This window comes from Nocardiopsis sp. NPDC006938 (assembly GCF_042869555.1).
GTDB lineage: Bacteria > Actinomycetota > Actinomycetes > Streptosporangiales > Streptosporangiaceae > Nocardiopsis.
The window spans coordinates 100,592-123,990 of sequence record NZ_JBIAGA010000016.1; the positions used below are offsets into that span (position 1 = coordinate 100,592).

The 23,399-nt window shown below is 71.4% G+C and carries 20 protein-coding genes and 1 pseudogene; 3 read left to right on the forward strand and 18 right to left on the reverse strand.

The annotated features are described in order from the left end of the window. Positions 1-73 precede the first annotated feature (73 nt). Entirely contained in the window at positions 74-334 is a 261-nt protein-coding gene (locus ACFYL4_RS21955) for a hypothetical protein (protein ID WP_387520486.1), read from the forward strand. A gap of 304 nt (positions 335-638) precedes the next feature. Here the strand turns inward: ACFYL4_RS21955 and ACFYL4_RS21960 are convergent, their stop codons facing one another. The 10 genes from ACFYL4_RS21960 to uvrC all read right to left on the reverse strand — a co-directional run bounded on the left by ACFYL4_RS21960 (position 639) and on the right by uvrC (position 10,950). After that, entirely contained in the window at positions 639-1,010 is a 372-nt protein-coding gene (locus tag ACFYL4_RS21960) for an RNA polymerase-binding protein RbpA (protein WP_357764081.1), read from the reverse strand. A gap of 78 nt (positions 1,011-1,088) precedes the next feature. Next, the gene (secG, locus tag ACFYL4_RS21965) at positions 1,089-1,325 is read right to left on the reverse strand and encodes a preprotein translocase subunit SecG (RefSeq protein ID WP_017546450.1); all 237 of its coding nucleotides are present in this window, start codon (positions 1,323-1,325) and stop codon (positions 1,089-1,091) included. A 285-nt stretch (positions 1,326-1,610) separates the two neighbouring features. Continuing rightward, positions 1,611-2,390 carry a triose-phosphate isomerase gene (gene tpiA, locus ACFYL4_RS21970; protein ID WP_357764077.1) on the reverse strand — a complete coding sequence of 260 codons (780 nt, stop codon included), beginning with the start codon at positions 2,388-2,390 and terminating at the stop codon, positions 1,611-1,613. A gap of 71 nt (positions 2,391-2,461) precedes the next feature. Then, the gene (locus ACFYL4_RS21975; RefSeq protein WP_387520490.1) at positions 2,462-3,646 is read right to left on the reverse strand and encodes a phosphoglycerate kinase; all 1,185 of its coding nucleotides are present in this window, start codon (positions 3,644-3,646) and stop codon (positions 2,462-2,464) included. Positions 3,647-3,772: 126 nt separating this feature from the next. Then, the gene (gene gap, locus ACFYL4_RS21980) at positions 3,773-4,777 is read right to left on the reverse strand and encodes a type I glyceraldehyde-3-phosphate dehydrogenase (protein WP_357764071.1); all 1,005 of its coding nucleotides are present in this window, start codon (positions 4,775-4,777) and stop codon (positions 3,773-3,775) included. A 328-nt stretch (positions 4,778-5,105) separates the two neighbouring features. After that, positions 5,106-6,086, reverse strand: a complete 981-nt coding sequence (gene whiA / locus ACFYL4_RS21985) for a DNA-binding protein WhiA (protein WP_017546454.1) — start codon at positions 6,084-6,086, stop codon at positions 5,106-5,108. A 200-nt stretch (positions 6,087-6,286) separates the two neighbouring features. After that, the gene (locus tag ACFYL4_RS21990; protein ID WP_387520494.1) at positions 6,287-6,703 is read right to left on the reverse strand and encodes a DUF488 domain-containing protein; all 417 of its coding nucleotides are present in this window, start codon (positions 6,701-6,703) and stop codon (positions 6,287-6,289) included. A 128-nt stretch (positions 6,704-6,831) separates the two neighbouring features. After that, on the reverse strand, positions 6,832-7,809 hold the full coding sequence (gene yvcK, locus ACFYL4_RS21995) for a uridine diphosphate-N-acetylglucosamine-binding protein YvcK (protein WP_357764063.1): 978 nt from the start codon (positions 7,807-7,809) through the stop codon (positions 6,832-6,834). 196 nt (positions 7,810-8,005) lie between these two features. After that, positions 8,006-8,890 carry an RNase adapter RapZ gene (gene rapZ, locus ACFYL4_RS22000; protein ID WP_357764060.1) on the reverse strand — a complete coding sequence of 295 codons (885 nt, stop codon included), beginning with the start codon at positions 8,888-8,890 and terminating at the stop codon, positions 8,006-8,008. Continuing rightward, on the reverse strand, positions 8,887-10,950 hold the full coding sequence (gene uvrC, locus ACFYL4_RS22005; protein ID WP_387520497.1) for an excinuclease ABC subunit UvrC: 2,064 nt from the start codon (positions 10,948-10,950) through the stop codon (positions 8,887-8,889). The genes rapZ and uvrC overlap by 4 nt, the downstream gene beginning before the upstream one ends. Before the next feature lie 179 nt (positions 10,951-11,129). On the opposite strand from uvrC, the gene ACFYL4_RS22010 reads away from it, so the two are divergent. Continuing rightward, positions 11,130-12,287 carry a mechanosensitive ion channel family protein gene (locus ACFYL4_RS22010; RefSeq protein ID WP_387520500.1) on the forward strand — a complete coding sequence of 386 codons (1,158 nt, stop codon included), beginning with the start codon at positions 11,130-11,132 and terminating at the stop codon, positions 12,285-12,287. 60 nt (positions 12,288-12,347) lie between these two features. Here ACFYL4_RS22010 and ACFYL4_RS22015 read toward each other — a convergent pair whose 3' ends face one another. From ACFYL4_RS22015 to ACFYL4_RS22025, 3 genes are all read right to left on the reverse strand, one after another. Continuing rightward, entirely contained in the window at positions 12,348-12,734 is a 387-nt protein-coding gene (locus tag ACFYL4_RS22015) for a Rieske (2Fe-2S) protein (RefSeq protein WP_357764051.1), read from the reverse strand. A 227-nt stretch (positions 12,735-12,961) separates the two neighbouring features. Beyond that, a complete protein-coding gene (locus ACFYL4_RS22020) occupies positions 12,962-13,771 on the reverse strand; it encodes a hypothetical protein (protein ID WP_357764048.1) in 810 nt (269 codons plus the stop codon). Positions 13,772-13,937: 166 nt separating this feature from the next. Then, entirely contained in the window at positions 13,938-14,306 is a 369-nt protein-coding gene (locus ACFYL4_RS22025) for a VOC family protein (RefSeq protein ID WP_387520503.1), read from the reverse strand. Between the two features lie 145 nt (positions 14,307-14,451). On the opposite strand from ACFYL4_RS22025, the pseudogene ACFYL4_RS22030 reads away from it, so the two are divergent. Next, positions 14,452-14,978 (forward strand): annotated as a pseudogene (locus ACFYL4_RS22030) (peptidylprolyl isomerase). 231 nt (positions 14,979-15,209) lie between these two features. Here the strand turns inward: ACFYL4_RS22030 and uvrA are convergent. From uvrA to ACFYL4_RS22055, 5 genes are all read right to left on the reverse strand, one after another. Beyond that, complete coding sequence (uvrA, locus tag ACFYL4_RS22035; RefSeq protein WP_357764044.1) at positions 15,210-18,044, reverse strand: excinuclease ABC subunit UvrA; 2,835 nt, start codon at positions 18,042-18,044, stop codon at positions 15,210-15,212. 345 nt (positions 18,045-18,389) lie between these two features. Continuing rightward, the gene (locus ACFYL4_RS22040) at positions 18,390-19,415 is read right to left on the reverse strand and encodes a TerC family protein (RefSeq protein WP_357764041.1); all 1,026 of its coding nucleotides are present in this window, start codon (positions 19,413-19,415) and stop codon (positions 18,390-18,392) included. Positions 19,416-19,741: 326 nt separating this feature from the next. Continuing rightward, on the reverse strand, positions 19,742-20,824 hold the full coding sequence (locus ACFYL4_RS22045; protein ID WP_387520507.1) for a glycosyltransferase family 4 protein: 1,083 nt from the start codon (positions 20,822-20,824) through the stop codon (positions 19,742-19,744). Beyond that, on the reverse strand, positions 20,821-22,431 hold the full coding sequence (gene murJ / locus ACFYL4_RS22050) for a lipid II flippase MurJ (RefSeq protein WP_357764035.1): 1,611 nt from the start codon (positions 22,429-22,431) through the stop codon (positions 20,821-20,823). The genes ACFYL4_RS22045 and murJ overlap by 4 nt, the downstream gene beginning before the upstream one ends. After that, complete coding sequence (locus ACFYL4_RS22055) at positions 22,428-23,384, reverse strand: hypothetical protein (RefSeq protein WP_387520552.1); 957 nt, start codon at positions 23,382-23,384, stop codon at positions 22,428-22,430. The genes murJ and ACFYL4_RS22055 overlap by 4 nt, the downstream gene beginning before the upstream one ends. Between the last annotated feature and the right edge of the window lie 15 nt (positions 23,385-23,399).

Sequence of the window (23,399 nt, forward strand, 5' to 3'; positions counted from 1 at the left end):
TTTCCCGGCCATGTGCGGTCAATACCGGCGAACGGCTGATCTCCGCCCCTCCTCGGCGCTACAGTCCTGTCCCATGAGGCGCAGCACGCGAGAGTACGAGACCGCACTCCTGGTGGACGGCGAGGTCCTGGTGATCGAGGGGATCGTCTACCGGGGTCGCACCATGCTGGACGAGGAGGGGGCGGAGCGGTTCGCGCCGTTGGAGCGCTGGGCCACGACCGTGGCCGAGAGCCTGGGAAGGCCCGTGACCTGGCGTGCCGAGGCCAAGAACGAACCCGAGGCCCGGGGTACCGCGCGGCCCGGGCAGGTGCTTCAGAACCGCCTGGCGCTCTGAGCTCCGCACTTGGCGCACTGGAACTTGCGGTCGTCGCCGAGAATCCAGTCGTGGTCTCCGCCGGTGGGGCACGCTGACATCGACACCAACTCCTCAGGAAGGGGGCTTCGGGGGTGTGTGTCGGTCATCGTAATTCCCACAGGTCACACCGGTCTCGGGAATGAGAAGATCGGTCGTTCCCTCATGTCCGAGGCACCCCCGTCGCCGAGGCGTCCTCCCCCGGCACGCACGGGGGCCCGCGCCCGGTCCGGTGACCGGGGGCGGACCCCTGGAAACCCCGACGGCCGCGGGGGCCGTCCGGAGCCTAGTTCTGGGAGGCCCTCATGTGGGCCTCGACGGCGGCGCGGTCGGCGCGGAGCTTGGCCAGCGCCTCGTCGAGGATGAGCTTGCCCTCCTCCTCGCTGCGCCGCTCCTTCACGTACGCCAGGTGGGTCTTGTACGGCTCGGTGCGCGGCGGCGACGGCGGGTTGGCCTTGTCCTTGCCCGCGGGGAACCCGCAGCGCGGGCAGTCCCACTCGTCGGGAACGGCGGCCTCGCTGGCGAAGCTGGGCACGACCTCGTGCAGGTTCGCACAGTAGAACGGAACCCGGACACGCGGAGCGGCCTCGCCGCGCTCGGCCTCGCCCATAGGGCCGGCTCCGACTCGGCTGCCACGGATGGCGCTGCCACTACCCACGAAAAACTCCTTCAGCGAACTCGCTGCCTGACTCGGGCGCGATGGTCTTGTACGAGGGGCCTGCGGCCGATCGGCGCGCTACATTCCCCGGTTGATCAGCAGACCGAGGATGACGATCGTCACGATCCAGGTGATCCCGATACCGATGGTCATCCGGTCGAGGTTGCGCTCGACCACGGACGAACCGCCGAGCGAGGAGGTGACACCGCCGCCGAACATGTCGGAGAGGCCACCGCCCTTGCCCTTGTGCATCAGCACGAGGAGGACCAGCAGCACACTGAGAAGCATCACGAAGATGGACAGACCGAGGATCACACGCTCACCCGTAGCTCGACCCCGCAGCAGGGGGGAATGGACACCTCGGTCCCCCTTTTCCCCACCGTTCCGGGCCGACGGGAGGCGTCGGTCCGGGGCGGTCGCGGAAGGAGGAGACCGGGGACGTTTTCGGATTTTACCGTGCCGGTGAAGGCGCGGGCGGAGAAACCCCAAGGCAGGGCAATCCCCACAGCGAAGTCTAGCCCGAACCCGGCACCCGTCGCGCACCCGGCCCGTCACCCCTGGACGTCGGAGGGTGACGGGCCGGGCTCACGAGACGGTTGGTCAGCCGTTCTCGCCGAAACGGATCACCTTGGTGAACTCGTCGGCCTTGAGGCAGGCACCGCCGACCAGGGCGCCGTCGACGTCGTCCTTGGCCATGATGCCGGGGGCGTTGTCACCCTTGACCGAACCGCCGTACAGGACGCGGACCGCGTCGGCCACCTCGGCGGAGTACAGTTCGGCCAGGCGGGCGCGGATCGCGGCGCACACCTCCTGGGCGTCCTCGGGGGTGGCGACCTCACCGGTGCCGATGGCCCACACCGGCTCGTAGGCGATGACGATCCGCTCGGCCTGCTCGGCCGGGATCTCCTTGAGGGCGCCGTCCAGCTGGGCCAGGACGTGCTCGACCTGCTGCCCGGCCTTGCGGACCTCCAGACCCTCGCCCACGCACAGGATCGGCACGATGTCGTTCTTGTAGGCGGCCTTGACCTTGGCGTTCACGAGGGCGTCGTCCTCGTTGTGGTACTCGCGGCGCTCGGAGTGACCCACCAGGACGTAGGAGCACTCCAGCTTGGCGAGCATCGAACCGGAGATCTCGCCGGTGTAGGCGCCCTTGTCGTGGGCGGAGATGTCCTGCGCACCGAAGCGGATGCTCAGCTTGTCCCCGTCCACGAGCGTCTGCACGCTGCGCAGGTCGGTGAACGGCGGCAGGACGACGACCTCGGCGTTCTCGTAGTCCTTCTCGTTGAGGGCGAAGGCCAGCTTCTGGACGAGCGCGATCGCCTCGAAGTGGTTGTTGTTCATCTTCCAGTTGCCCGCGATGAGCGGCTGGCGCTTGGTCATCCTTGACTCACTTCACAATCGTCGGGAGAGAGAGGGATCGCGTGACCCCGCACCGGGCGGGGCGGTCACCCTCAGGCCAGGGCGTCGATGCCGGGGAGGTCCTTGCCCTCCAGGTACTCCAGGCTGGCACCGCCGCCCGTGGAGATGTGGCCGAAGGCGGCCTCGTCGAAGCCGAGCGAGCGCACGGCCGCGGCGGAGTCGCCGCCGCCGACGACCGTGAGGGCGTCGGAGTCGACGAGGGCCTGGGCCAGGGCGCGCGTGCCGCCCGCGTAGGGAGTCATCTCGAACACGCCCATCGGACCGTTCCAGAACACGGTCCTGGCGTCCGCCAGCTTCGCGGCGAACAGTTCCTGGCTCTTGGGGCCGATGTCCAGGCCCATCCGGTCGGCCGGGATGGCGTCGACGCCCACGGCTGCGTGCGGGGCGTCGGCGGCGAACTTCTCGGCCGCCACGACGTCCACGGGCAGGACGATCTCCACGCCCTCGCGCTCGGCCCGCTCCAGGTAGCCGCGCACGGTGTCGAGCTGGTCGGTCTCCAGCAGACTGGAGCCGACCTCGTACCCCTTGGCCTTGAGGAAGGTGAACACCATGCCGCCGCCGATGAGCAGGCGGTCGGCGGTGCCCAGGAGGTTGTCGATCACGGCGAGCTTGTCGGAGACCTTGGAACCGCCCAGGGCCACCACGTAGGGGCGGTCGGGGTTCTCGGTGAGGCGCCTGAGCACCTCGACCTCGGTGAGCACAAGGCCGCCGACGGCGTGCGGGAGCTTGCCGGGCAGGTCGTAGACGCTGGCGTGCCTGCGGTGCACGGCGCCGAAGGCGTCGCCCACGTACAGGTCGGCGAGCTGGGCGAAGCGGTCGGCGAGCTCGCCGCGCTCGGCGTCGTCCTTGCTGGTCTCGCCGGGCTCGAAGCGCACGTTCTCCAGCAGCGCCACCTGGCCGTCCGCCAGGGCGGCGGCGGTGGCGCGGGCGGACTCGCCCGCGGTGTCGGCGGCGAAGGCGACCTCGGTGCCGAGCAGCTCGCCGAGGCGGGCGGCGACGGGGCGCAGGGAGTACTGGGGGTCCGGGGCGCCCTTGGGGCGGCCCAGGTGGGCGGCGACGATGACGCGGGCGCCGCGCTCGCGAAGCTTCTCGATGGTCGGCAGGGCCGCGCGGATGCGCCCGTCGTCGGTGATGCGGTCACCGTCCAGGGGCACGTTCAGGTCGGCCCGGACGAACACGCGCTTGCCGGAGACGTCGAGGTCGTCGATCGTCCGCATGCTGGTCTCCTCGTTGGGGTGTCGAAGTCGGGGGCGGCGGGGCCGCGCACGCGACGGCACCCCCACCGCGCGGGGCGGAAGGGGTGCCGGGTCACGCGTGCGCGGCCACGGGTCGGGGCCCGTGGGTCACAGGTTGGAGCCGACCAGCTTGGCCAGGTCCACCAGGCGGTTGGAGTAACCCCACTCGTTGTCGTACCAGCCCAGGATCTTGACCTGGTTGCCGGAGACCATGGTCATCCCGGCGTCCAGGGTGCAGGAGGGCGAGGTGCCGACGATGTCGGAGGAGACGATCTCGTCCTCGGTGTAGACCAGGACGTTCTTGAGCGGGCCCTCGGCGGCGGCCTTGAACGCGGCGTTGACCTCGTCCTTGGTCACCTCGCGGTCGACGGTGACGACCAGGTCGGTGGCGGAGCCGTCCGGCACGGGGACGCGCATGGCCATGCCGTCCAGCTTGCCCGCGAGCTCGGGGATGACCAGGGCGGTGGCCTTGGCGGCACCGGTGCTGGTCGGGATGATGTTCTGGGCGGCGGCGCGGGCGCGACGCAGGTCCTTGTGCGGGAAGTCCAGGATGACCTGGTCGTTCGTGTACGCGTGGACCGTGGTCATGAAGCCCTGCTGGACGCCGAAGCTGTCCTTGAGCACCTTCGCCATCGGCGCCACGCAGTTGGTGGTGCAGGAGGCGTTGGAGATGATGTCGTGGTTGGCGGCGTCGTACTTGTCGTCGTTGACGCCCATCACGATGGTGATGTCCTCGCCCTTGGCCGGGGCGGAGATGATGACCTTCTTGGCACCGGCGGTGATGTGCTTGCGGGCGTCCTCGGCCTTGGTGAAGATGCCGGTGGACTCGACGACCACGTCGACGTTGAGCTCGCCCCAGGGCAGCTGGGCGGGGTCGCGCTGGGCGAGGACCTTGATGGTCCTGTCGCCGACGCGGATGAAGTCGTCACCGACCTCGACGTCGCCCTCGAGGGTGCCGAGCACGGTGTCGTACTTGAGCAGGTGCGCGAGCGTCTTGGTGTCGGTGAGGTCGTTGACCGCGACGATTTCGATGTCGTTGCCGCCAGCGGCGACCGCGCGCCAGAAGTTGCGGCCGATCCGACCGAAGCCGTTGACGCCTACACGGATGGTCACGGAACCAATCTCCTCATATGTCGCACAGCAGTTTCACCCGAGCGTGCGGCTGCTCGCGGTGCGCCGGGCCGGTACGGTCGGCACGACCGTGTTGAACAGCGTGAACGCGTAACAGGTGTTCACAAAGAGCCTAGCGGAGTGTCGGCGGGGAGCCGTTCTCGCCCCCGCCCGCCGACCCGCCCTCCCCTCGCGGATTCGCGACCATCCTGACATCGCGAAGCGGAGAGGTCTATACCATTTTCGGAAGTTATCCCGGAGTTTTCCCAGTTAACAAAGCCGAACATCCACGGCACGGTCACGTTTCGGCGGGTTCACGCCCACACCGGGGTCAGGGCACGAGCATGTCGGGAGTGAGGTTCGCCTCTGTTCCCTCGATGCCCAGGTCACTGGCCCTCTTGTCGGCCATCGCCAGCAGTCGGCGGATGCGCCCGGCGATGGCGTCCTTGGTCAGCGGCGGCACCGACAACTGCCCCAGCTCCTCCAGCGACGCCTGCTTGTGGGCCAGGCGCAGCTGCCCGGCGGCCACCAGGTGCTTGGGGGCGTCCTCCCCCAGGATCTCCAGGGCGCGCTCCACCCGCGCACCCGCCGCGACCGCCGCCCGGGCGCTGCGCCGCAGGTTGGCGTCGTCGAAGTTGGCGAGCCGGTTGGCGGTGGCCCGCACCTCCCGGCGCATCCGGCGCTCCTCCCAGGCCAGCACGCTCTGGTGGGCGCCCAGCAGGGTCAGCAGGGCTCCGATGGAGTCGCCGTCACGCACCACCACCCGGTCCACACCACGCACCTCGCGGGCCTTGGCGTGCACCTTCAGGCGACGGGCCGCCCCCACCAGCGCCAGCGCCGCCTCCGGGCCGGGGCAGGTGACCTCCAGGGACATCGACCGGCCCGGCTCCGTGAGGGAGCCGTGCGCGATGAACGCCCCGCGCCACGCGGACTCGGAGTCGCAGGCCCCGCCCGCCACCACGTGACGGGGCAGCCCGCGCACCGGACGGCCGTTGTTGTCGACCAGACCGGTCTGGCGGGCCAGGGACTCGCCGTCCTTGATCACCCGCACCACGTACCGGTTGCCCTTGCGCAGCCCGCTCGGGGACAGCACGACCACCTCGGACTCGTGTCCGAAGACCTCCGAGATGTCCTTGCGCAGCCGCCGCGCGGCCGCGCCCGTGTCCAGCTCGGCCTCGATCACGATCCGGCCGCCCACGAGGTGGAGGCCTCCGGTGAACCGCAGGATGGTGGACACCTCCGCCTTGCGGCAGCATGGCTTGAGAATCGCCAGTCGGCTCAACTCGTCCTTCACCACGCCGGTCATCGCCATCGCTGCGGTCCCCCCTCGAACTGGCAGAACACCGGTGCCTCACACCTGGTCACCGGGGTGCCGCCACGAGGTGTGCCCTGGGCGGCTTGTCTCGGTGCAGACTACGTGACGCGCGTCTTCCCGCCGACCCCCGCACGGCGTGTCGCGCTTCCTCAAACCCAGGTCACAGGCGGCGTGTCGCCCTTCGTGGCGGTGTGCGGTCAATTGCTCCCGGAGCCCTCGGAGGAGTCCAGGAGCGACTCCAGGTGGTCCCTGAGCACGATGGCGTGGTTGTGCCGGGTGTCCTTGGCCGCGTACAAGAGCGTGATCGGCCCTTTGCGCGCGGCGTCCAGGAGCGGTTCCAACGCCTGCGGGCGCGCCTCCAGCTCGGTTCGGTAGCGGTTCGCGAACTCCTCGAACCGGTCGGGGTCGTGCCCGAACCAGGTGCGCAGCTGGGGGCTGGGCGCGGCGTCCTTGACCCACTCGTCCCCGGCGACCTCGCTCTTGCTCACGCCCCGGGGCCAGAGCCGGTCCACGAGGAAGCGGGGCCCGGGCGGGGGGTCCTCCCCCTGCCCGGGGTGCTTCTCGGCACGGACCTCGTCGTAGACGCGTTCCAGGTGGATGCGGTGTTCAGCCATGCGCCCACCCTTCCCGGGAGCGGGTCACGCCCACCCCAGCGCGGCGTCAACACCCCGGCAGCGCGCCGGGTCCGGTGCCCCGGGCGCGGCCTCCCGGGGGCCCGGGCGACGGCCCGGACGGAGCGCGGTCAGTCCTCCAACACGTGTTCCAGCGCGGCGGCCAGCTTGTCGGCGTCGTGGCGCGGGGTGCCGTCCCCCCGGCTCAGGTCCGCCAGCTCCAACCGCCCGCCCAACTGGTTGGTGGCGGACAACAGCGGTCCGACCTCCTCGACCGTGCCGGAGTCGGCGAGCACGACGTCCACCCCCAGCTTGGGAGCGTGCTCGTGCAGCACCTCCAGGTAGGTCTCGGGCCGGAAGTCGTCGGTCTCCCCCCGCTGCGGCGACAGGTTGAGGACCACCAGGCGCCGGGCCCGCGAGGTGACCAGGGCGTGCGCCAGATCCGGGACCAGCAGGTGCGGCAGGACGCTGGTGAACCACGATCCGGGGCCGAACACCACCCAGTCGGCCTCCCGCACGGCCTTGACCGCCTGCGGGCTGGCCGGGGGGTCCTCGGGGATCAGCGAGATGGAGCGCACCCGGCCGCTCGTGCTCGCGCACGCCACCTGACCGCGCACCGTGGTGAGCGCGTCCGGTCGCCCGGGGTCGATCCCCGACACCTCCGCCGAGATCTCCAACGGGACCGACGACATCGGCAGGACCCGCCCGTGGGCGCCCAGGAGCTGCCCGACCCAGTCCAGCCCCGCCACCGAGTCGCCGAGCAGTTCCCACAGGGCGACGATGAGCAGGTTGCCGACCGCGTGACCGTGCAGGTCGCCCTCCGAGCGGAACCGGTGCTGGAGCACCTGGCTCCAGGTGTGCCCCCACTCGTCGTCCCCGCACAGCGCGGCCAGCGCCATCCGCAGGTCACCGGGCGGCAGCACGCCCAGTTCCTCGCGCAGACGTCCGCTGGACCCGCCGTCGTCGGCGACCGTCACGATCGCGGTCACGTCCGTGGTCACCCTGCGCAGCGCCGAAAGGGAGGCGTGAAGTCCGTGCCCGCCCCCCAGCGCGACCACCCGTGGCGGCCGTGAGGCGTCGTCCCCGTCCGGAGCGGTGCTGTTCGACATGCCTTTGGCCTGCCCCCTCGTCCCGTGTCCGGCGGACGCGTCGGCCCGCCCCGGATGGGGACGCGCGAACGGCCGACCCACGCCCCCGGCCCGCCGTGTCCCGGTCCCTTGGCGGACCGGCACCAACAATGACCGGGCCAATGTAAGGGAAGACGCCATTATTGGCGATTCGGTTCACCCGCGAGCCGGGCGCGTGTCACTCCCGGCCCACGTCCCGGTGGACCACGTGCACGTCCACGCCCTGGCCGCGCAGCCGGTCGGCGAACTGCTCCGCCATGGCCACGCTGCGGTGCTTACCGCCGGTACAGCCCACCGCCAGCGTCATGTAGTGCTTGCCCTCGCGCTGGTAGCCGGCGTTCGTCAGCTTCAGGACCTCCGAGTACGCGTCCAGCATCTCCTGGGCGCCGTCCTGGGAGAGCACGTAGTCGCGGACCGGCTCGTCGCGCCCGTTCATCGGTCTGAGCTCGGGCACCCAGTGGGGGTTGGGCAGGAAGCGGCAGTCCAGGACCAGGTCGGCGTCGACCGGCAGACCGTGCTTGAACCCGAAGGAGACCACGTTGGCGCGCGGGCGCACCTCGTCGCTCTCCCCGAAGAACCCGATCACCCGCGCCTTGAGCTGGTGCACGTTGAGCTGTGAGGTGTCGATGACCAGGTCGGCCTCGCCCCGCACCGCGCGCAGAGTCTCGCGCTCGCGGTCGATGCCGTCGGTCAGGCGCCCGTCGCCCTGGAGCGGGTGCGGGCGGCGGACCCCCTCGAACCGGCGCACCAGCGCGTCGTCACCGGCCTCCAGGTAGAGCACCCGCGCGGTGATGTCGCGCTTGCGCAGCTCCTCCACCGTGGACAGCAGGTCCTCCGTGAAGGCGAGCGAACGCACGTCCACCACCACCGCCACCCTGGGGACCGCCCCGTGGGTACGGCCCGCCAGCTCGATCATCGTGGGCAGCAGGCCCGGTGGCAGGTTGTCCACCACGAACCAGTCCAGGTCCTCCAGGGCCCGGGCCGCCGTACTGCGGCCCGCGCCGGACATCCCGGTGACGATGACCACCTCGGGCGGCAGTTCCCCGCCCAGTTCGACCGTCATGTGTCTCCTCCCCCGTCTGTGCCTTGCGTTGACGTCACCCCGTCACCCTCCCCATCCCTCCGGCCGGGGTCACCGGACAGATGTGCGTGCACGGACTCGGCCAGCTTGGGGCCGATCCCGGGTACCGCCGCGATCTCCTCCACACTCGCCGACGCGAGTCTGCGCACCGAACCGAACTCCTTGATGAGGGCGGTCCGGCGCGCCGGACCCAGTCCCGGCAGCTCGTCCAGGCTGCTCCCCGTGAGCGCCTTGGCGCGCTTGTGCCGGTGGTACTGGATGGCGAAGCGGTGGGCCTCGTCGCGCACGCGCTGAAGGAGGTAGAGGCCCTCACCGGCGCGCGGGAGGATCACCGGGTCCTCGTCGTCGGGCAGCCACACCTCCTCCAGGCGCTTGGCCAGGCCGCAGACGGCCACGTCCTCGATGCCGAGCTCGTCGAGCGCGCGCCGCGCCGCCTCGGCCTGCGGCCGGGCCCCGTCCACCACCACCAGGTTAGGCGGATACGCGAACTTGCCGGGGGCCGGCTCCTCGGCGGTGCCGCTCCCGGCGGACCCGTCCGGGGCGCCCGGCCCGTCCTGGGGCGCGCGGTCCTCGGGGCCGCCCATGCGCGCCACCTCGCCGGAGCGCGAGCTCTCCTCCAGGTAGCGGCGGAACCGGCGTCTGACCACCTCGTACATGGCGGCCACGTCGTGCTGCTCCGCTCCCCCGGCGCCGCTGCCGCGCACGGAGAAGCGCCGGTACTCGGACTTGCGGGCCAGGCCGTCCTCGAAGACCACCATCGACGCCACCACGTGTTCGCCCTGGAGGTTGGAGATGTCGAAGCACTCGATGCGCAGCGGCGCCTCGGACAGGTCCAGCGCCTCCTGGATCTCGTTCAGGGCCCGGCTCCGGGTGCTCAGGTCCCCGGCACGGTGCGTCTTGTGCCGGGCCAGCGCCTCGCGGGCGTTCTTGTCCACGGTCTCCATGAGGGACTTCTTGTCGCCGCGCTGAGGCACGCGCAGGTCCACCCCCGCGCCCCGGTGCTCGGCGAGCCATCCCGCCACGGCGTCGGGGTCGTCCGGTTCGTGGGAGACCAGGACCTCGCGCGGGATCGACGTGCCGGTGCCCTCGGTCTCCTCGGAACCGTCCAGTGACCCGTAGAGCTGGCGCAGGAAGGTCTGCATGAGCTCCCCCGGGCCGGCGTCGGTCACCTTGTCCACCACGTAGCCGCGCTGGCCGCGGATGCGTCCGCCCCGCACGTGGAAGATCTGGACGGCCGCCTCCAGCGGGTCGTCGGACATGGCGATGACGTCGCAGTCGGTGGAGTCGGGCAGGACCACGGCCTGCTTCTCCAGGGCGGCGCGCAGGGCCTCGATGTCGTCACGCAGGCGCGCGGCCCGCTCGTACTCCATCTCCTGGGCCGCCTCCGTCATCCGCGCCTCCAGCTGACGGATGAAGCGTCCGGTGTCCCCGGCCAGGAAGGAACAGAAGTCCTCCGCCAGTTCGCGGTGCTCCTCGGGGCTGGCGCGGCCCACGCAGGGCGCCACGCACTTGCCGATGTAGCCGAGAAGGCAGGGGCGGCCGCTGTTGCGCGCGCCCCGGAACACCCCCGGCGAGCAGGTGCGCACCGGGAAGACCCGCAGCAGCAGGTCGACGGTCTCGCGGATCGCCCAGGCGTGCGAGTACGGGCCGAAGTAGCGCACGCCACGGCGCTTGGCGCCCCGCATCACCTGGACCCGGGGGAACTCCTCGTTGAGGGTCACCGCCAGGTAGGGGTAGCTCTTGTCGTCGCGGTACTTGACGTTGAAGCGCGGGTCGTACTGCTTGATCCAGGAGTACTCCAGTTGGAGGGCCTCGACCTCGGTGCCGACGATCGTCCAGTCGACGTCGGCGGCCGTGGAGACCATCTGCTGGGTACGGGGGTGCAGTCCGGCGAAGTCCCGGAAGTAGGAGGACAGTCTCGACCGCAGGTTCTTGGCCTTGCCCACGTAGATGACCCGGCCGGAGGCGTCCCGGAATCGGTAGACGCCCGGCTCGGTCGGAAGGGAACCGGGGGCGGGGCGCAGGTGTGGAGTCGCAGCCATACCCCCATTCTGGTCGCTCCCGGGGACAGACGGCCACCGGTCCGCGCGACGCGCCCCCGTGGAGCGGGTCACTCCGGAGGAATCCGTCCAAGCAATGGTCACGATTGGATATCTGCATGGTCTAGGTTGGGCGGGTACAGCTGAACTTCCCGACATGAACGACAAGGGGGCGCTTCGACGTGTCCGTCTCCCAGTGGATCGCGATCGGCATCGCCGTCTCGGTCTCGATGGCCCTGGTCTTCGTCCTCCAGTGGCTGCTCAACCACAAGTTGGGCAAGGTCTGGCCGATGGCCCGCTACGTGGTCGCGCGTTCGGCGGTCACCGCGTACACCGCAGCGGCGGTCGCGGGCGCCAACCTCGCGCTCCCCAGCCGGGGCGACGTGGCCTGGAGCACCTTCCAGACCATCGACCACGCGATGACGATCCTCATGATCGCCACCCTGACCGCGCTCGGGATCAGCCTGGCCTACGCGGCCACCGACATGGTGCTGGAGCGCCTCTCCGCGCGCAACGGCGACGCCGACCGCCGGGCCCGTCGGCTCCAGACCCAGGTGCGGCTGCTGCGCCGGGTCATCACCTCGATCATCGTGGTCCTGGCCATCGCCTCGATCCTCTTCACCTTCCCCGAGGTCCAGGCGCTCGGCGCCGGACTCCTGGCCTCCGCCGGCGTCATCGGTATCGTCGCCGGTGTCGCGGCCCAGTCGACCCTGGGCAACCTGTTCGCGGGACTCCAGTTGGCCTTCAGCGACGCCCTGCGCATCGGTGACGTGGTGGTCGTCGAGGGCGAGTGGGGCCGGGTCGAGGAACTCAGCCTGGTCAACGTCACCATCAAGATCTGGGACGAGCGCCGCCTCGTGGTCCCGGTCGCCAACTTCACCACCACCAGTTTCGAGAACTGGACCAAGGCCGGGACGAACATCACCGCCAAGGTCCAGCTCCCCCTCGACTGGGAGGTGCCCATCGCGGACCTGCGCGAGGAGACCGGCCGTCTGATCACCGCCAGCAAGTTCTGGGACGGGCGCAGCTGGTCCTGCCAGGTCGTGGACATCACCGAGTCCGGTGAGGTCATGGTCCGGGTGGTGGCCACCGCCTCCGACACCGGCAACCAGTGGAACATCGCGTGCGAGATCCGCGAGCACCTGGTCACCTGGCTGGCCACCCACTACCCCGAGTCCCTGCCGCGCAACCGCACGGAGTTCGTCGGCGCCGGAGACGACGAGTCCGACTACGCGGCACGGTTCCCGACCTCGGCGTTTCGCCGCAACTCCTCCGCCTCGGTCCCGGCGCACGTCGACAGCGAGGGTTCGGCGCGGTCGGGCAACGCCGAAGAGGTCTGAGCCCCCCGTACACATGACGGAGCCCGACCGATCCGGTGGGGCTCCGTCATGTGCGGGCGGTCAGTCGAGGATGATGTCGGTCCCGTCGATGGAGACGGTGAACTCCTCCAGGGGTTCCTCCGCCGGGCCCTTGACGACCTCGCCGGAGGTGATGTCGAACTCGCTCCCGTGGCACAGGCAGCGGATGACCTCGTCCTCGACCTCCTGGACCGTGCAGCCGCCGTGGGTGCAGGCCGCGCTGAACGCCCTGTACTCGCCCTCCTCGGGCTGGGTCACCACCAGTTTGCTGTGGCTGAAGACCGCTCCGCCGCCCTCCGGGACGTCCGTGGTCTGACCGACCACGTGGCCCCGGCGCACCTCCTGGGGGGCGGGGGGCTCACCACAGGCGCTCACGGCGGTCACGGCGGCGGCCGCCCCAGCCGTCCCGAACAGACGGCGCCTGCTCACCCCGCACCCGCATGCCCTCGTTCCAGCCACGACCGACCGCTCCTCACCTGCGCCTGAATTCCACTACGAATCGTAGTAGGTCGGGTCGGGTGCCCCGCACCGGCCCCGGGGCACGGGGAGAGCGACGTGCGGCCGACCGCGCCCACCCGTGGTGCCACGGAGCGTCCGAACGTGCGAGGCCGCCCGCTCCCCCGTCCGGGAGGGAGCGAGCGGCCGTGCCCGAGCCGTCAGCCCTGCGGCGTGTGCGGCGGGTACTCGCCCTGATCCCGGGGGGGGTACGCGTCGGGCTCGTGCGGGGGCGGGTAGGCGCCGTGACCGGGATGCGGCTGGCCGTGGGCGTCCGTGCCCGGATACGGCTGACCGTAGGGCGCGGCGCCGGGCGGCACCGGCGAGTGGTCACCCGGGGCCGGGGGCGGGTAGGCGCCCTGCGGCGGCTGCCCGCCGGGAGCGCCGGGCGGCGGCGCGTGGTGGCCGGGCGCGCCGTAGGCCGGAGGCTGGCCGTAGGGCTGGGGCTGACCGTACGGCTGCTGCGGCCCGTAGGGGTGGGGCTGCGGGTACGGCTGGGCGTGCGCCTGCTGCGGGGCGGTCTGTTCGCGCCCGGGCTCCTCGTGGCCCTCCGGCCAGAAGATCGCGGTCGCCTCCGCCTTGAGGATGACGGCCGGTGAACCACCGAACTGGGCCACCCGGACGCGCACCCTGCGCCCCGGCTCCAGGTAGTCCTTCCACGTGTAGGTGAAGTGCGCCCTGCCGTTCGCGTGCACCGGGCTGTCGATCGGCCGCTCCCGAGCCACGACCCACTCGTCCTCGGCCCTGACGTACTCGCTGGCGCGCAACTGCACCTCGGCGCCGGGGTCGACCCCTTCGATGACCACGCCGACGGTCAGGTCGTAGAGCGCTCCCTGGGGCTCGTGCTGGCCCACCAGAGCGAAGAACTTGCCCTCCTCGCCCCGGTCGTCGACGTCGAACCTGAGACTGCGCCAGTCACCCGGTGGGAGCTTCTGCTGCTGGGTCTTCTTGAACGTGCGGTGAAGAGGCACATCGCCCTCTCGTACTCGTGAGAACGCGGCGGCGAAGCGGGTCCGGCCCCGAAGGGCCGGCCGCCACACGCGGCTCGGGGGACACTCTGTTCTCAGCGGGTTGAGGCCATTGAAGCGCCCCCGGGCGCCGGAGGGGAAGGTCCGCGCGACGACTGGCCGACTGCGGTCACGCCGTGAACTCCAGACAGAACGGGTGCCCGGCGGGGTCGGCGTACACCCGGTACAGGTTGTCGGGGCGCTCCTCGGACACCGCCAGCAGACGGGCGCCCAGGGCCGTGACCCGCTCGTGGGCGACACCGATGTCCTCCACCCGGATCTCGAAGTGCATCTGCTGGGGGCGTTCGGGGTCCGGCCAGTCCGGAGCCCGGTGGTCCTCCACCCGCTGGAAGTCGATCACGGGCCGGGTCCCGTCACCGATCCCGGCCCAGTCGTGGTCGCGTCTGGTGACCGGAAGCCCCAGGAGTTCGGAGTAGAAGTCGGCCAGGGCCCCGGGGTCGGGGCAGTCGACGGTCACGGCGCGCAGTCGTCCAAGCATGGGGACAGCTTGTCAGACGGAAAGGCGACGGCCCCGCCCAGACGGCACCGAGGATCGTGTCCGCGTTCTCCACTCCGCCCCCACCCGCGTCGATCACCTGAGAGAATCGTCGTGACACGAAGCGTGACGAGAGGACGGAACGACCATGACCGAGACCCTGACGGCCGAGCTCACCACCAACCTCGGCGTGATCAAGGTGGAACTGCTGCCCAATCACGCCCCAGGACAGTCGCGAACTTCGTGGAGCTGGCGGAGGGCACGAGGGAGAACGCGGTCGACCCGAAGACCGGGCAGCGGTGGCAGGGCCCGTTCTACGACGGAACGGTCTTCCACCGGGTGATCCCCGGCTTCATGATCCAGGGCGGGGACCCCCTCGGCAACGGCACCGGCGGACCCGGCTACAAGTTCGCCGACGAGTTCCACCCCGACCTGCGCTTCTCCGAGCCCCACCTGTTGGCCATGGCCAACGCGGGCCCCGCCACGAACGGCTCGCAGTTCTTCCTCACCCTCTCCCCCACCACATGGCTGAACGGCAAGCACACCATCTTCGGCAGGGTCACCGACACCGAGTCGAAGCGGGTGGTCGACAAGATCGGCGGGGTGGCCACCGACCCGAGGACCGAACGGCCCCTGGAGGACGTGGTGGTCGAATCGGTGAAGATCCTGCGCTGAGCGCGGTCCCCGCGGAGACCCGACCGGCACGCTCCGATCCCCCTCGCCGGGGGACGGGGCGTGCCCTCGCGTGGAGCGTTCGCGGGCCACGGAAAAGGCGCGGTGTCTCCCCGTGGCCCGCGGGGCCGGAGCACGGAGACCGGCGCTCACACCGGGCCCCGTTCCCGCACACGACACGGCGCCCGCACGGAGGCCGTGCGGGCGCCGGGCGCGCGGGTGGTCGGGACGGGCTCAGAGCATCTTGGCGAGGAACCGCCCGGTGTAGGACTCCGCGACCGCGGCGACCTCCTCCGGGGTGCCCTCGGCCACGAGCGTGCCACCGCCGGAACCGCCCTCGGGTCCCATGTCGATGACGTGGTCGGCCGTCTTGATCACGTCGAGGTTGTGCTCGATGACGATCACCGTGTTCCCGGTGTCGGTCAGCCGGTTGAGGACCCCCAGCAGCTTGCGGATGTCCTCGAAGTGGAGACCGGTGGTGGGCTCGTCGAGCACGTACACCGTCCGACCGGTCGACCGGCGCTGGAGCTCGGCGGCGAGCTTCACGCGCTGGGCCTCGCCCCCGGACAGCGTGGTGGCGGGCTGGCCCAGGCGCACGTAGCCCAGACCGACGTCGGCCAGCGTCTGGAGGTGGCGGCGGATCGCGTTGACCGGCTCGAAGAACTCCAGGGCCTCCGAGATCGGCATGTCCAGTACCTCGGCGATGTTCTTGCCCTTGTACTTCACCTGGAGGGTCTCCCGGTTGTACCGGGCTCCGTGGCAGACCTCGCAGGGAACGTACACGTCGGGCAGGAACTGCATCTCGATCCGCAGCGTGCCGTCGCCGGAGCAGGCCTCGCAGCGGCCGCCCTTGACGTTGAACGAGAACCGGCCCGGCTGGTAGCCGCGCGTCTTGGCGTCGGTGGTCTGCGCGAACAGCTTGCGTACGTGGTCGAAGACGCCGGAGTAGGTGGCCGGGTTGGAGCGCGGGGTGCGGCCGATCGGGCTCTGGTCGACGTGCACCACCTTGTCGACCTTGTTCATCCCGTTCACCCGCAGGTGACGGCCGGGCACGTCGCGCGCCCCGTTGAGCTCCTTGGCCAGGGCCTTGTACAGGATCTCGTTGACCAGCGTGGACTTGCCGGAGCCGGACACGCCGGTGACCGCGGTGAACACGCCCAGCGGGAAGGACACGTCGATCCCGTGCAGGTTGTTCTCCCGGGCGCCCCGGACCACCAGCTCGTGCCCCCTGGTCAGCGGACGCCGCTCCGCGGGCAGCTCGATCGCGCGCCGCCCGGCCAGGTAGTCGCCGGTCAGCGAGTCGGCCGAGGTGAGCAGTTCGTCCACGATGCCCGAGACCACGACGTGCCCGCCGTGCTCGCCCGCGCCGGGACCGATGTCCACGACCCAGTCGGCGGCGCGGATGGTGTCCTCGTCGTGCTCGACCACGATGAGGGTGTTGCCGATGTCGCGCAGCCGCTGGAGGGTCTCCAACAGCCGGGCGTTGTCGCGCTGGTGCAGGCCGATGGAGGGCTCGTCAAGGACGTAGAGCACGCCCACCAGGCCGGAGCCGATCTGGGTGGCCAGCCGGATGCGCTGGGCCTCGCCGCCGGAGAGCGACCCGGAGGAGCGGGCCAGGCTCAGGTAGTCCAGACCCACGTCGAGCAGGAACCCGAGCCGGGCGTTGATCTCCTTGAGCACCTGTGCGGCGATCACCATGTCGCGGTCGGAGAGCCGCAGCCCGGCCAGGAAGGCGGCGCTCTCGCCGAGTGCCATCGAGGCCACCTCGGCGATGGACTTGCCGCCCACCGTCACCGCGAGGACGACCGGCTTGAGCCGGGTGCCATCACACGTGGGGCAGGGCACCGAGCGCATGTAGCCCTCGAGGCGCTCGCGGGTGTGGTCGCTCTCCACCTCGGAGTGGCGGCGCTTCACCCAGGGCACCACGCCCTCGAACTCGGTGTAGTAGGAGCGGCTGCGCCCGTACCGGTTGCGGTAGCTGACGTGGACCTGGGTGTCGTGGCCCTCCAGGATCGCCTTGCGGGCCCGGCGCGGCAGACGTTCCCAGGAGGTGTCGGTGTCGAAGCCCACCGCCTCGCCCAGCGCCTTGAGGATGCGTTCCCAGTAGCCGCCGTTGGGCCCGCCCGACCACGGGGCGATGGCGCCCTCGGCCAGGGTCTTCTCCGGGTCGGGGACCAGCAGGTCCGCGTCGACCTCCATCCGGGTGCCCAGGCCGGAGCAGTCCGGGCAGGCGCCGTAGGGCGCGTTGAAGGAGAAGGAGCGCGGTTCGAGCTGCTCGAAGGAGAGGTCGTCGTAGGGGCAGTAGAGGTGCTCGGAGAAGACCTTCTCGCGCTCGGGGTCGTCGGACTCCAGGTCCACGAAGTCCAGGACGATGGTGCCCCCGGCCAGCTTGAGCGCGGTCTCGACCGAGTCGGTGAGCCGCCCGTTCGCGCCGGGCTTGACGGCGAGACGGTCCACGACCACGGCGATGTCGTGCTTGTCGTAGCGGCCCAGCTTGGGGGCCTCGTCCAACCGGACCGCCTGGCCGTCGACGACGGCGCGCGTGTAGCCCTTGGACTGCAGGTCCTTGAAGAGTTCGACGTACTCGCCCTTGCGGCCGCGCACGACCGGGGCCAGCACCTGGAAGCGCGTGCCCTCGGTCATCTCCATGACCCGGTCGACGATCTGCTGCGGCGTCTGCCGGGCGATCTCGCGGTGGCACTCCGGACAGTGCGGAACGCCCACGCGGGCCCAGAGCAGGCGCAGGTAGTCGTAGACCTCGGTGATGGTGCCGACGGTGGAGCGCGGGTTGCGGCTGGTCGACTTCTGGTCGATGGAGACCGCCGGGGACAGGCCCTCGATGAAGTCGACGTCGGGCTTGTCCATCTGCCCCAGGAACTGCCGCGCGTACGCCGAGAGGGACTCGACGTAGCGGCGCTGACCCTCGGCGAAGATCGTGTCGAAGGCGAGTGAGGACTTGCCCGAACCGGACAGGCCGGTGAACACGATCATCGCGTCCCGGGGCAGGTCCAGCGACACGTCCTTGAGGTTGTGCTCCCGTGCTCCACGGACCACGAGTTGTTCGACCATCGAGTGAGACATCCTTCGGCTCTGACGCACAGGACGCTGACCACGTCACATGACGTCGGTGGACCCGTGTATGGCTTCGCGTTGAGGCGGTCGCGGGCCCCTCGGGGGCCGCCGCTGACCCGGAACCGGGCCGCTCAGGGGATGTCGGGGAGCGCGTGTCCCCCCGTCTCCGTCAACACTAACGATCACCCGGGGCGGTTTCTTCCGGCACGCGAAAATGGCGGTGCCCCGACGCGTGAGCGCCGGGACACCACCACTATAGGCGAACAACCGTTCGAATCGGAGGGGTTTCCCGGGTCGGCGCCCTCGGGGCGCCGCAACGTCCGGGAACGGGGTGGTTCGGGATCAGGGGCGGTCGACCTTGGTGTCCCGGTCCCCGTCCACGGCCTCGGCCGCCTGCCTGCGCTGGTCCACACCGGACTTGACCAGGCTGCCGATGATGGTGACGGTCATGATGCCCAGGATGACGGTGAGCGAGGTGCCGATACCGATGTCGATCACGTGCACGCCGTTCTCGTGCAGCGCGTGCAGGATCATCTTCACGCCGATGAACACCATGATCGCCGACAGACCCCAGCTGATGTAGGCGAGGCGGTCCATCAGACCGGCCAGCAGGAAGTACAGCTGGCGCAGACCCATCAGGGCGAAGGCGTTGGCGGTGAAGACGATGTAGGCGTCCTGCGTCAGGCCGAAGATGGCCGGGATGGAGTCGACGGCGAAGACGAGGTCGATGACGCCGATGGCGACGATCACCAGCAGCATCGGGGTCACGTGGCGGCGGCCGTCGAGCTTCACGGTCAGCTTGGCGCCGTGGTAGTCCTTGGTCACCGGCCAGAACCGCTTGACCAGCCGCACGACCGGGGTCTGGGTGAAGTCCTTGTCCTCGTCGTCACCCTTGACGTGGTCCCGGACGATCTTGTAGCCGGTGTAGATGAGGAAGACGCCGAAGAGGTAGAAGACCTCGCTCCAGGCGTTGATGACCTGCGCGCCCAGCACGATGAAGATGCCGCGCATGACGATCGCGATGACGATGCCGACGAGCAGGACCTCGTGCTGGTACTTCTTCGGAACCGCGAACGCGGTCATCAGAAGGTAGAACACGAAGAGGTTGTCGATGCTCAGGCTCTTCTCGGTGACGAACCCGGCGAAGTACTCGGCGCCCGAGGTGGGGCTGCCGAAGTACATGACCCCGAGGCCGAACACGATGGCGATGCCGATGTAGAAGACGGCCCACCAGGAGGCCTGCTTGATCCCGAACTCCTTGGGACCCTTGGTCTTGCTCCACGGGTGGTCGACGATCACCAGGTCCAGGGCCAGGATCAGGACCATGGCCGCGATGGTGGCGGCCCACACCCACAGGGGAACGTTCACAGAAGGATTCTCCTCCGGTTGGTGCGCGCGAGCGTTTTGCACGCACGGCGAATAACCGGAGGTCTCTCCCGCTCACGCCCGGAGGACGCGAACCGACGGAACCGGGAGCACGCCGTTGTACTCCGTGATGACGGCACCGCCGCGACAGGGATACTCCCCTCACGTGGTGAAGCAGGCGCGTAGAGCGCACCGTCCAAGCGTACGCCATCCGAGCCGGTCCCCAGCATGCCATCGAAGATCTCTCCGGGGAAGTCACCCGCACGGGGTGTTCGCCGTTGCTCGCGGACACCCCGCCCGCACCCGGGGGCCACTCCCGGAGTCGGCCCTCACCACCGCGCGACCGACTTGTACACCGAGCACGCGGCCTCCACCGCGTCCTCCTCCGAGGGCAGCCGCCGGGCCGCCTCCCGGGAGCGGGCCCGCAGGTCGGCGGCGAGGTCCGGATCGTCCAGCACCCGCCCGACCGCGGCGGCGAACGCCGCCGGATCGCCGGGCGGCACCATGAGAACCGTCCCCGAGTAGAGGTCGGGGATGCCTCCCACCCGGGTGGAGACCACCGGGAGCCCCGCGCGCAGGGCCTCCATGATGACCAGGGAGGGGCCCTCCCACTGGCTCGTGAGGCAGAAGACGTCCGCCGCCGCCAGGAGGTCCGCGACGTCGTCGCGGTGCCCCAGCATGCGTACGTCCACACGCATCCCGGCGGCGGTGTCGTGCAGCTCCCCCCACAGCGGGCCGTCCCCGGCGATCGCCACCACCGGTTCGGGCACCCGGTCCGCGATCACCGGGGCGGCCGACAGCAGGGTGTCCAGGCCCTTCTGCTCGGCGAGCCGGGCCACCGTCAGCAGCAGCGGACGGCCGGGTTCCACCGCGAGGTCGGCGCGGGTCTCCTTCCTCCCCTTCACCGGTCTTCCCGTCTTGGGCGCGGCCACCACCGCCATCCGCGCGTCCTTCGCCCCCGCCGCCGTGAGCCTGCGCACGAGGTCGCCGGAGACGCCCAGGACCACCTCGGCGCGGCGGGCCACGATGCGTTCCAGGACCGGGTAGACCGCCCCCATGACCCCCTCGACCACCGGCGGGGCGTTGTGCGCGGTGACCACCAGCGGCCGCGCCCCCGCCAGCGCGCACAGCGCTCCGGCCCGCAGCCCGTGCGCGTGCACGACGTCCGCGCCCCGCAGCAGCGAGCGCAGCCGCAGCACCGCGCCGGGGTCCCCGGCGGAGGGGGCCGGTCCGATCCCCACCGGCGAGAAGCGCATGCCCAGCGCCGAGAACCCGAAGTCCCGGTCGGCCGAGGGCGGTCCGACCACCGCGACCCGGAACCCGCGGGCGACCAGCCCCTCCCCCAGCGAGCGCACGTGGCGGCCCACGCCGCCGCTGACCGTCCCCACGACCAACGCGATCCTGCCGTTCACCGCGTTCCCCTCCCTCGTTCGCGAACGTTCCGAGCACGGTCCGCCACCGTGCGCAGCGCGGAACGGTCCACCAGGACCGCGACCGCGCCGAAGACCACCATCGCCGCTCCCCCGGCCGTGACGGCCACCAGCACCGTCACGCCGACCCCTTCGCCCAGGGCCCGCTCCAGGGACGCCGACACCCACCTGCCGCACGCCCCGCCGAGGGCTCCGGCGACCAGGGCCGCGACCAGCGAGCGGCCCAGACCGGCCAGGGCTCCCCCGCCGTGGGCCCGCGCCACGCCCGCGCACAGCAGAGCGGCGGCGAGGCTGAGTCCGGCGGTGCTCGCCGCTCCCAGCCCGGCGATCGCCCACCCGGGCGACAGGGCCCACACCAGCCCCACGGCACACGCCATCACCACGATCCAGCCCGTCACCTGCGCGGCGGCGGCGGGACGCCCGTGGTGGGAGGCGTACAGCGCCCGGCTGTACAGCGCCACCAGGCCGAAGCCCACCACACCAGGGGCGTAGGCGAGCAGCGCGCGTTCGAGCGGAGCCGGCTCCACCTGGGCCAGGACCGCCGCCAGCGGCCCCGCCGCGGCGGCCAGGGCCGTGCCCACTCCGGCGGTGATCACCACGCACGCCCGCGCGCTCGCCGACAGCAGCCGCGCGAACCCGGCCCGGTCCCCCTCGGCCACGTGAACCGCCAGCGCGGTGAACGCGCTGGTGGCGATGGGCACGGCGATCACCCCGTAGGGCAGGGTGAACAGCGCCCACGCGTAGCTGTAGAGCACGGAGGCCCCCGCGCCGCCGCCCCAGTTGGCCAGGGCCACCGAGAGCAGCAGGCTCACCTGCATGGCCACCAGCGGCAGCAGGGACGCCAACGCCAGCGAGCGCACCCGGGCGCCCACCCCCGGCGGGAAGGTCAGCCGGGGCCGCAGCCGGAGCCGCAGGCTCCAGGCCGGCCCCAGCACGGTGAGGAAGAGCGCGACCACCCCGGCGGTCGTACCGAGGGACAGCACGAGTTCGGCGGGGAGGGTCAGGGCGCCCAGGTCCTGGCGCTGGTCGGCTCCCAGGGGGACGAAGGCCAGGTACGCGGCGATGACCACCAGGCTGGACACCAGGGGCGCCAGCGCCGGGCCCAGGAAGCGCCGGTGCGACTGGAGCACCCCGTAGAGCACCGCCGCGAGCCCGTAGAAGACGACCTGCGGCGCGAAGACCACCAGCATGCGCGCGGCGAGGGAGACCAGGGCGGCACGGTCGCAGCCGGTCCCCGCCCCCAGGAGCAGGGTCATCGCCGGGACCGACGCCAGCGCCAGCAGGGCCGCCAGCGGCAACGAGAGCAGCAACACCCAGGTGACCAGGGCCGAGGCGGTGTGCCGGACCCGCTCGTGGTCCCCGTGCTGGACCGAGGCGGCCAGGACCGGGACCACCATGGCGGTCAGGGCTCCGCCGATGACGATCTCGAAGAGCACCGCCGGGAGCTGGTTGGCGGTGACGTAGGCGGTGCCCAGGCAGGTGTCGCCCACGGTCTGGGAGAAGACGACGGTGCGGCCGAACCCGGCCAGACGGGCGCCCACGGTGACCACCGCGATGAGCGCCGCCGCCGTGGCGACCCCGCGTGTCACCCCGGTGCCGGTGAAGCGGTGGAGCGCCGTGCGCCCGGAACGCGACCGGAACCGTCGTCGTGCGCCACTCGCGTTCGCGTCGCCTCCGGTTCCCCGGACGGGCGGGGGCCGCGGGGGCGGGCGGCCAAGGCCCGGGAGGAGACGGGTCGGCCGGTGTCGGAGCGCCCCCAGCGGTCCAGGCCGCGCAGTACGGGCACGCGCTCGATCACGCGGGAGAAGCTGACGCGCTCACTGGCCAGGGTCAGGCCGACCACCCCCGCGAGCAGGCCCAGACGGACCGGGCGGGGGGCGCGGGCGGCGGCGGCCGTCCCGAGAGCGGCGCCCAGGGCGTTGGCGCCGGAGTCGCCGAGCATCGAGCGCTCGGCCAGGTCGTCGGGGAGCAGTGCCGCGCAGGCCCCCAGGACCGGTCCCACCAGCGGAGCGGCCGGGGAGGCCAGTGCGGGCGCCGAGGCCAGCAGGGCGAACTTCACCGCGCGCCCGGGCCGCAGGTCGAAGAGGTTGACGAGGTTGGCGCTGGCCGCGATGAGCGTCCCGTCGAGCAGGGTGTCGAGCGGTCCCCGCCGCAGCAGCGACGCGGCGGCCAGCCCGGTCGCACCGATCCCCGCCATCTTGACGGCGCCCGTGGTGACCTCGCCCCGGGTGAGCGCGCCCAGGTGGCCGCGCAGCCCCTTCGCCCGGACGTCCCCCGCCAGGTCGTCGTAGGCCCCGAAGGCGGCCGAGGCCGCGGCCGCCAGGGAGGTGGCCGCACGGACACGGGGGCTCAGACCCGGTGTGAGCACGCAGGCCGCGCAGACGCCGGAGGCGAGGGCGGGGCCCTCCTGGAGGCTGACGGTACGACCCCGGAAGTTGACGCGCCGCCAGGCGGACGAACGGTCGGTGGTCCGGTCCAGCAGCCGGTACGCGGACCGGGCCGCCAGGGCGCCGAGCACGGCCCCGGTCAGGCCCCGGGTCATCTGGGCGCCCGGCGA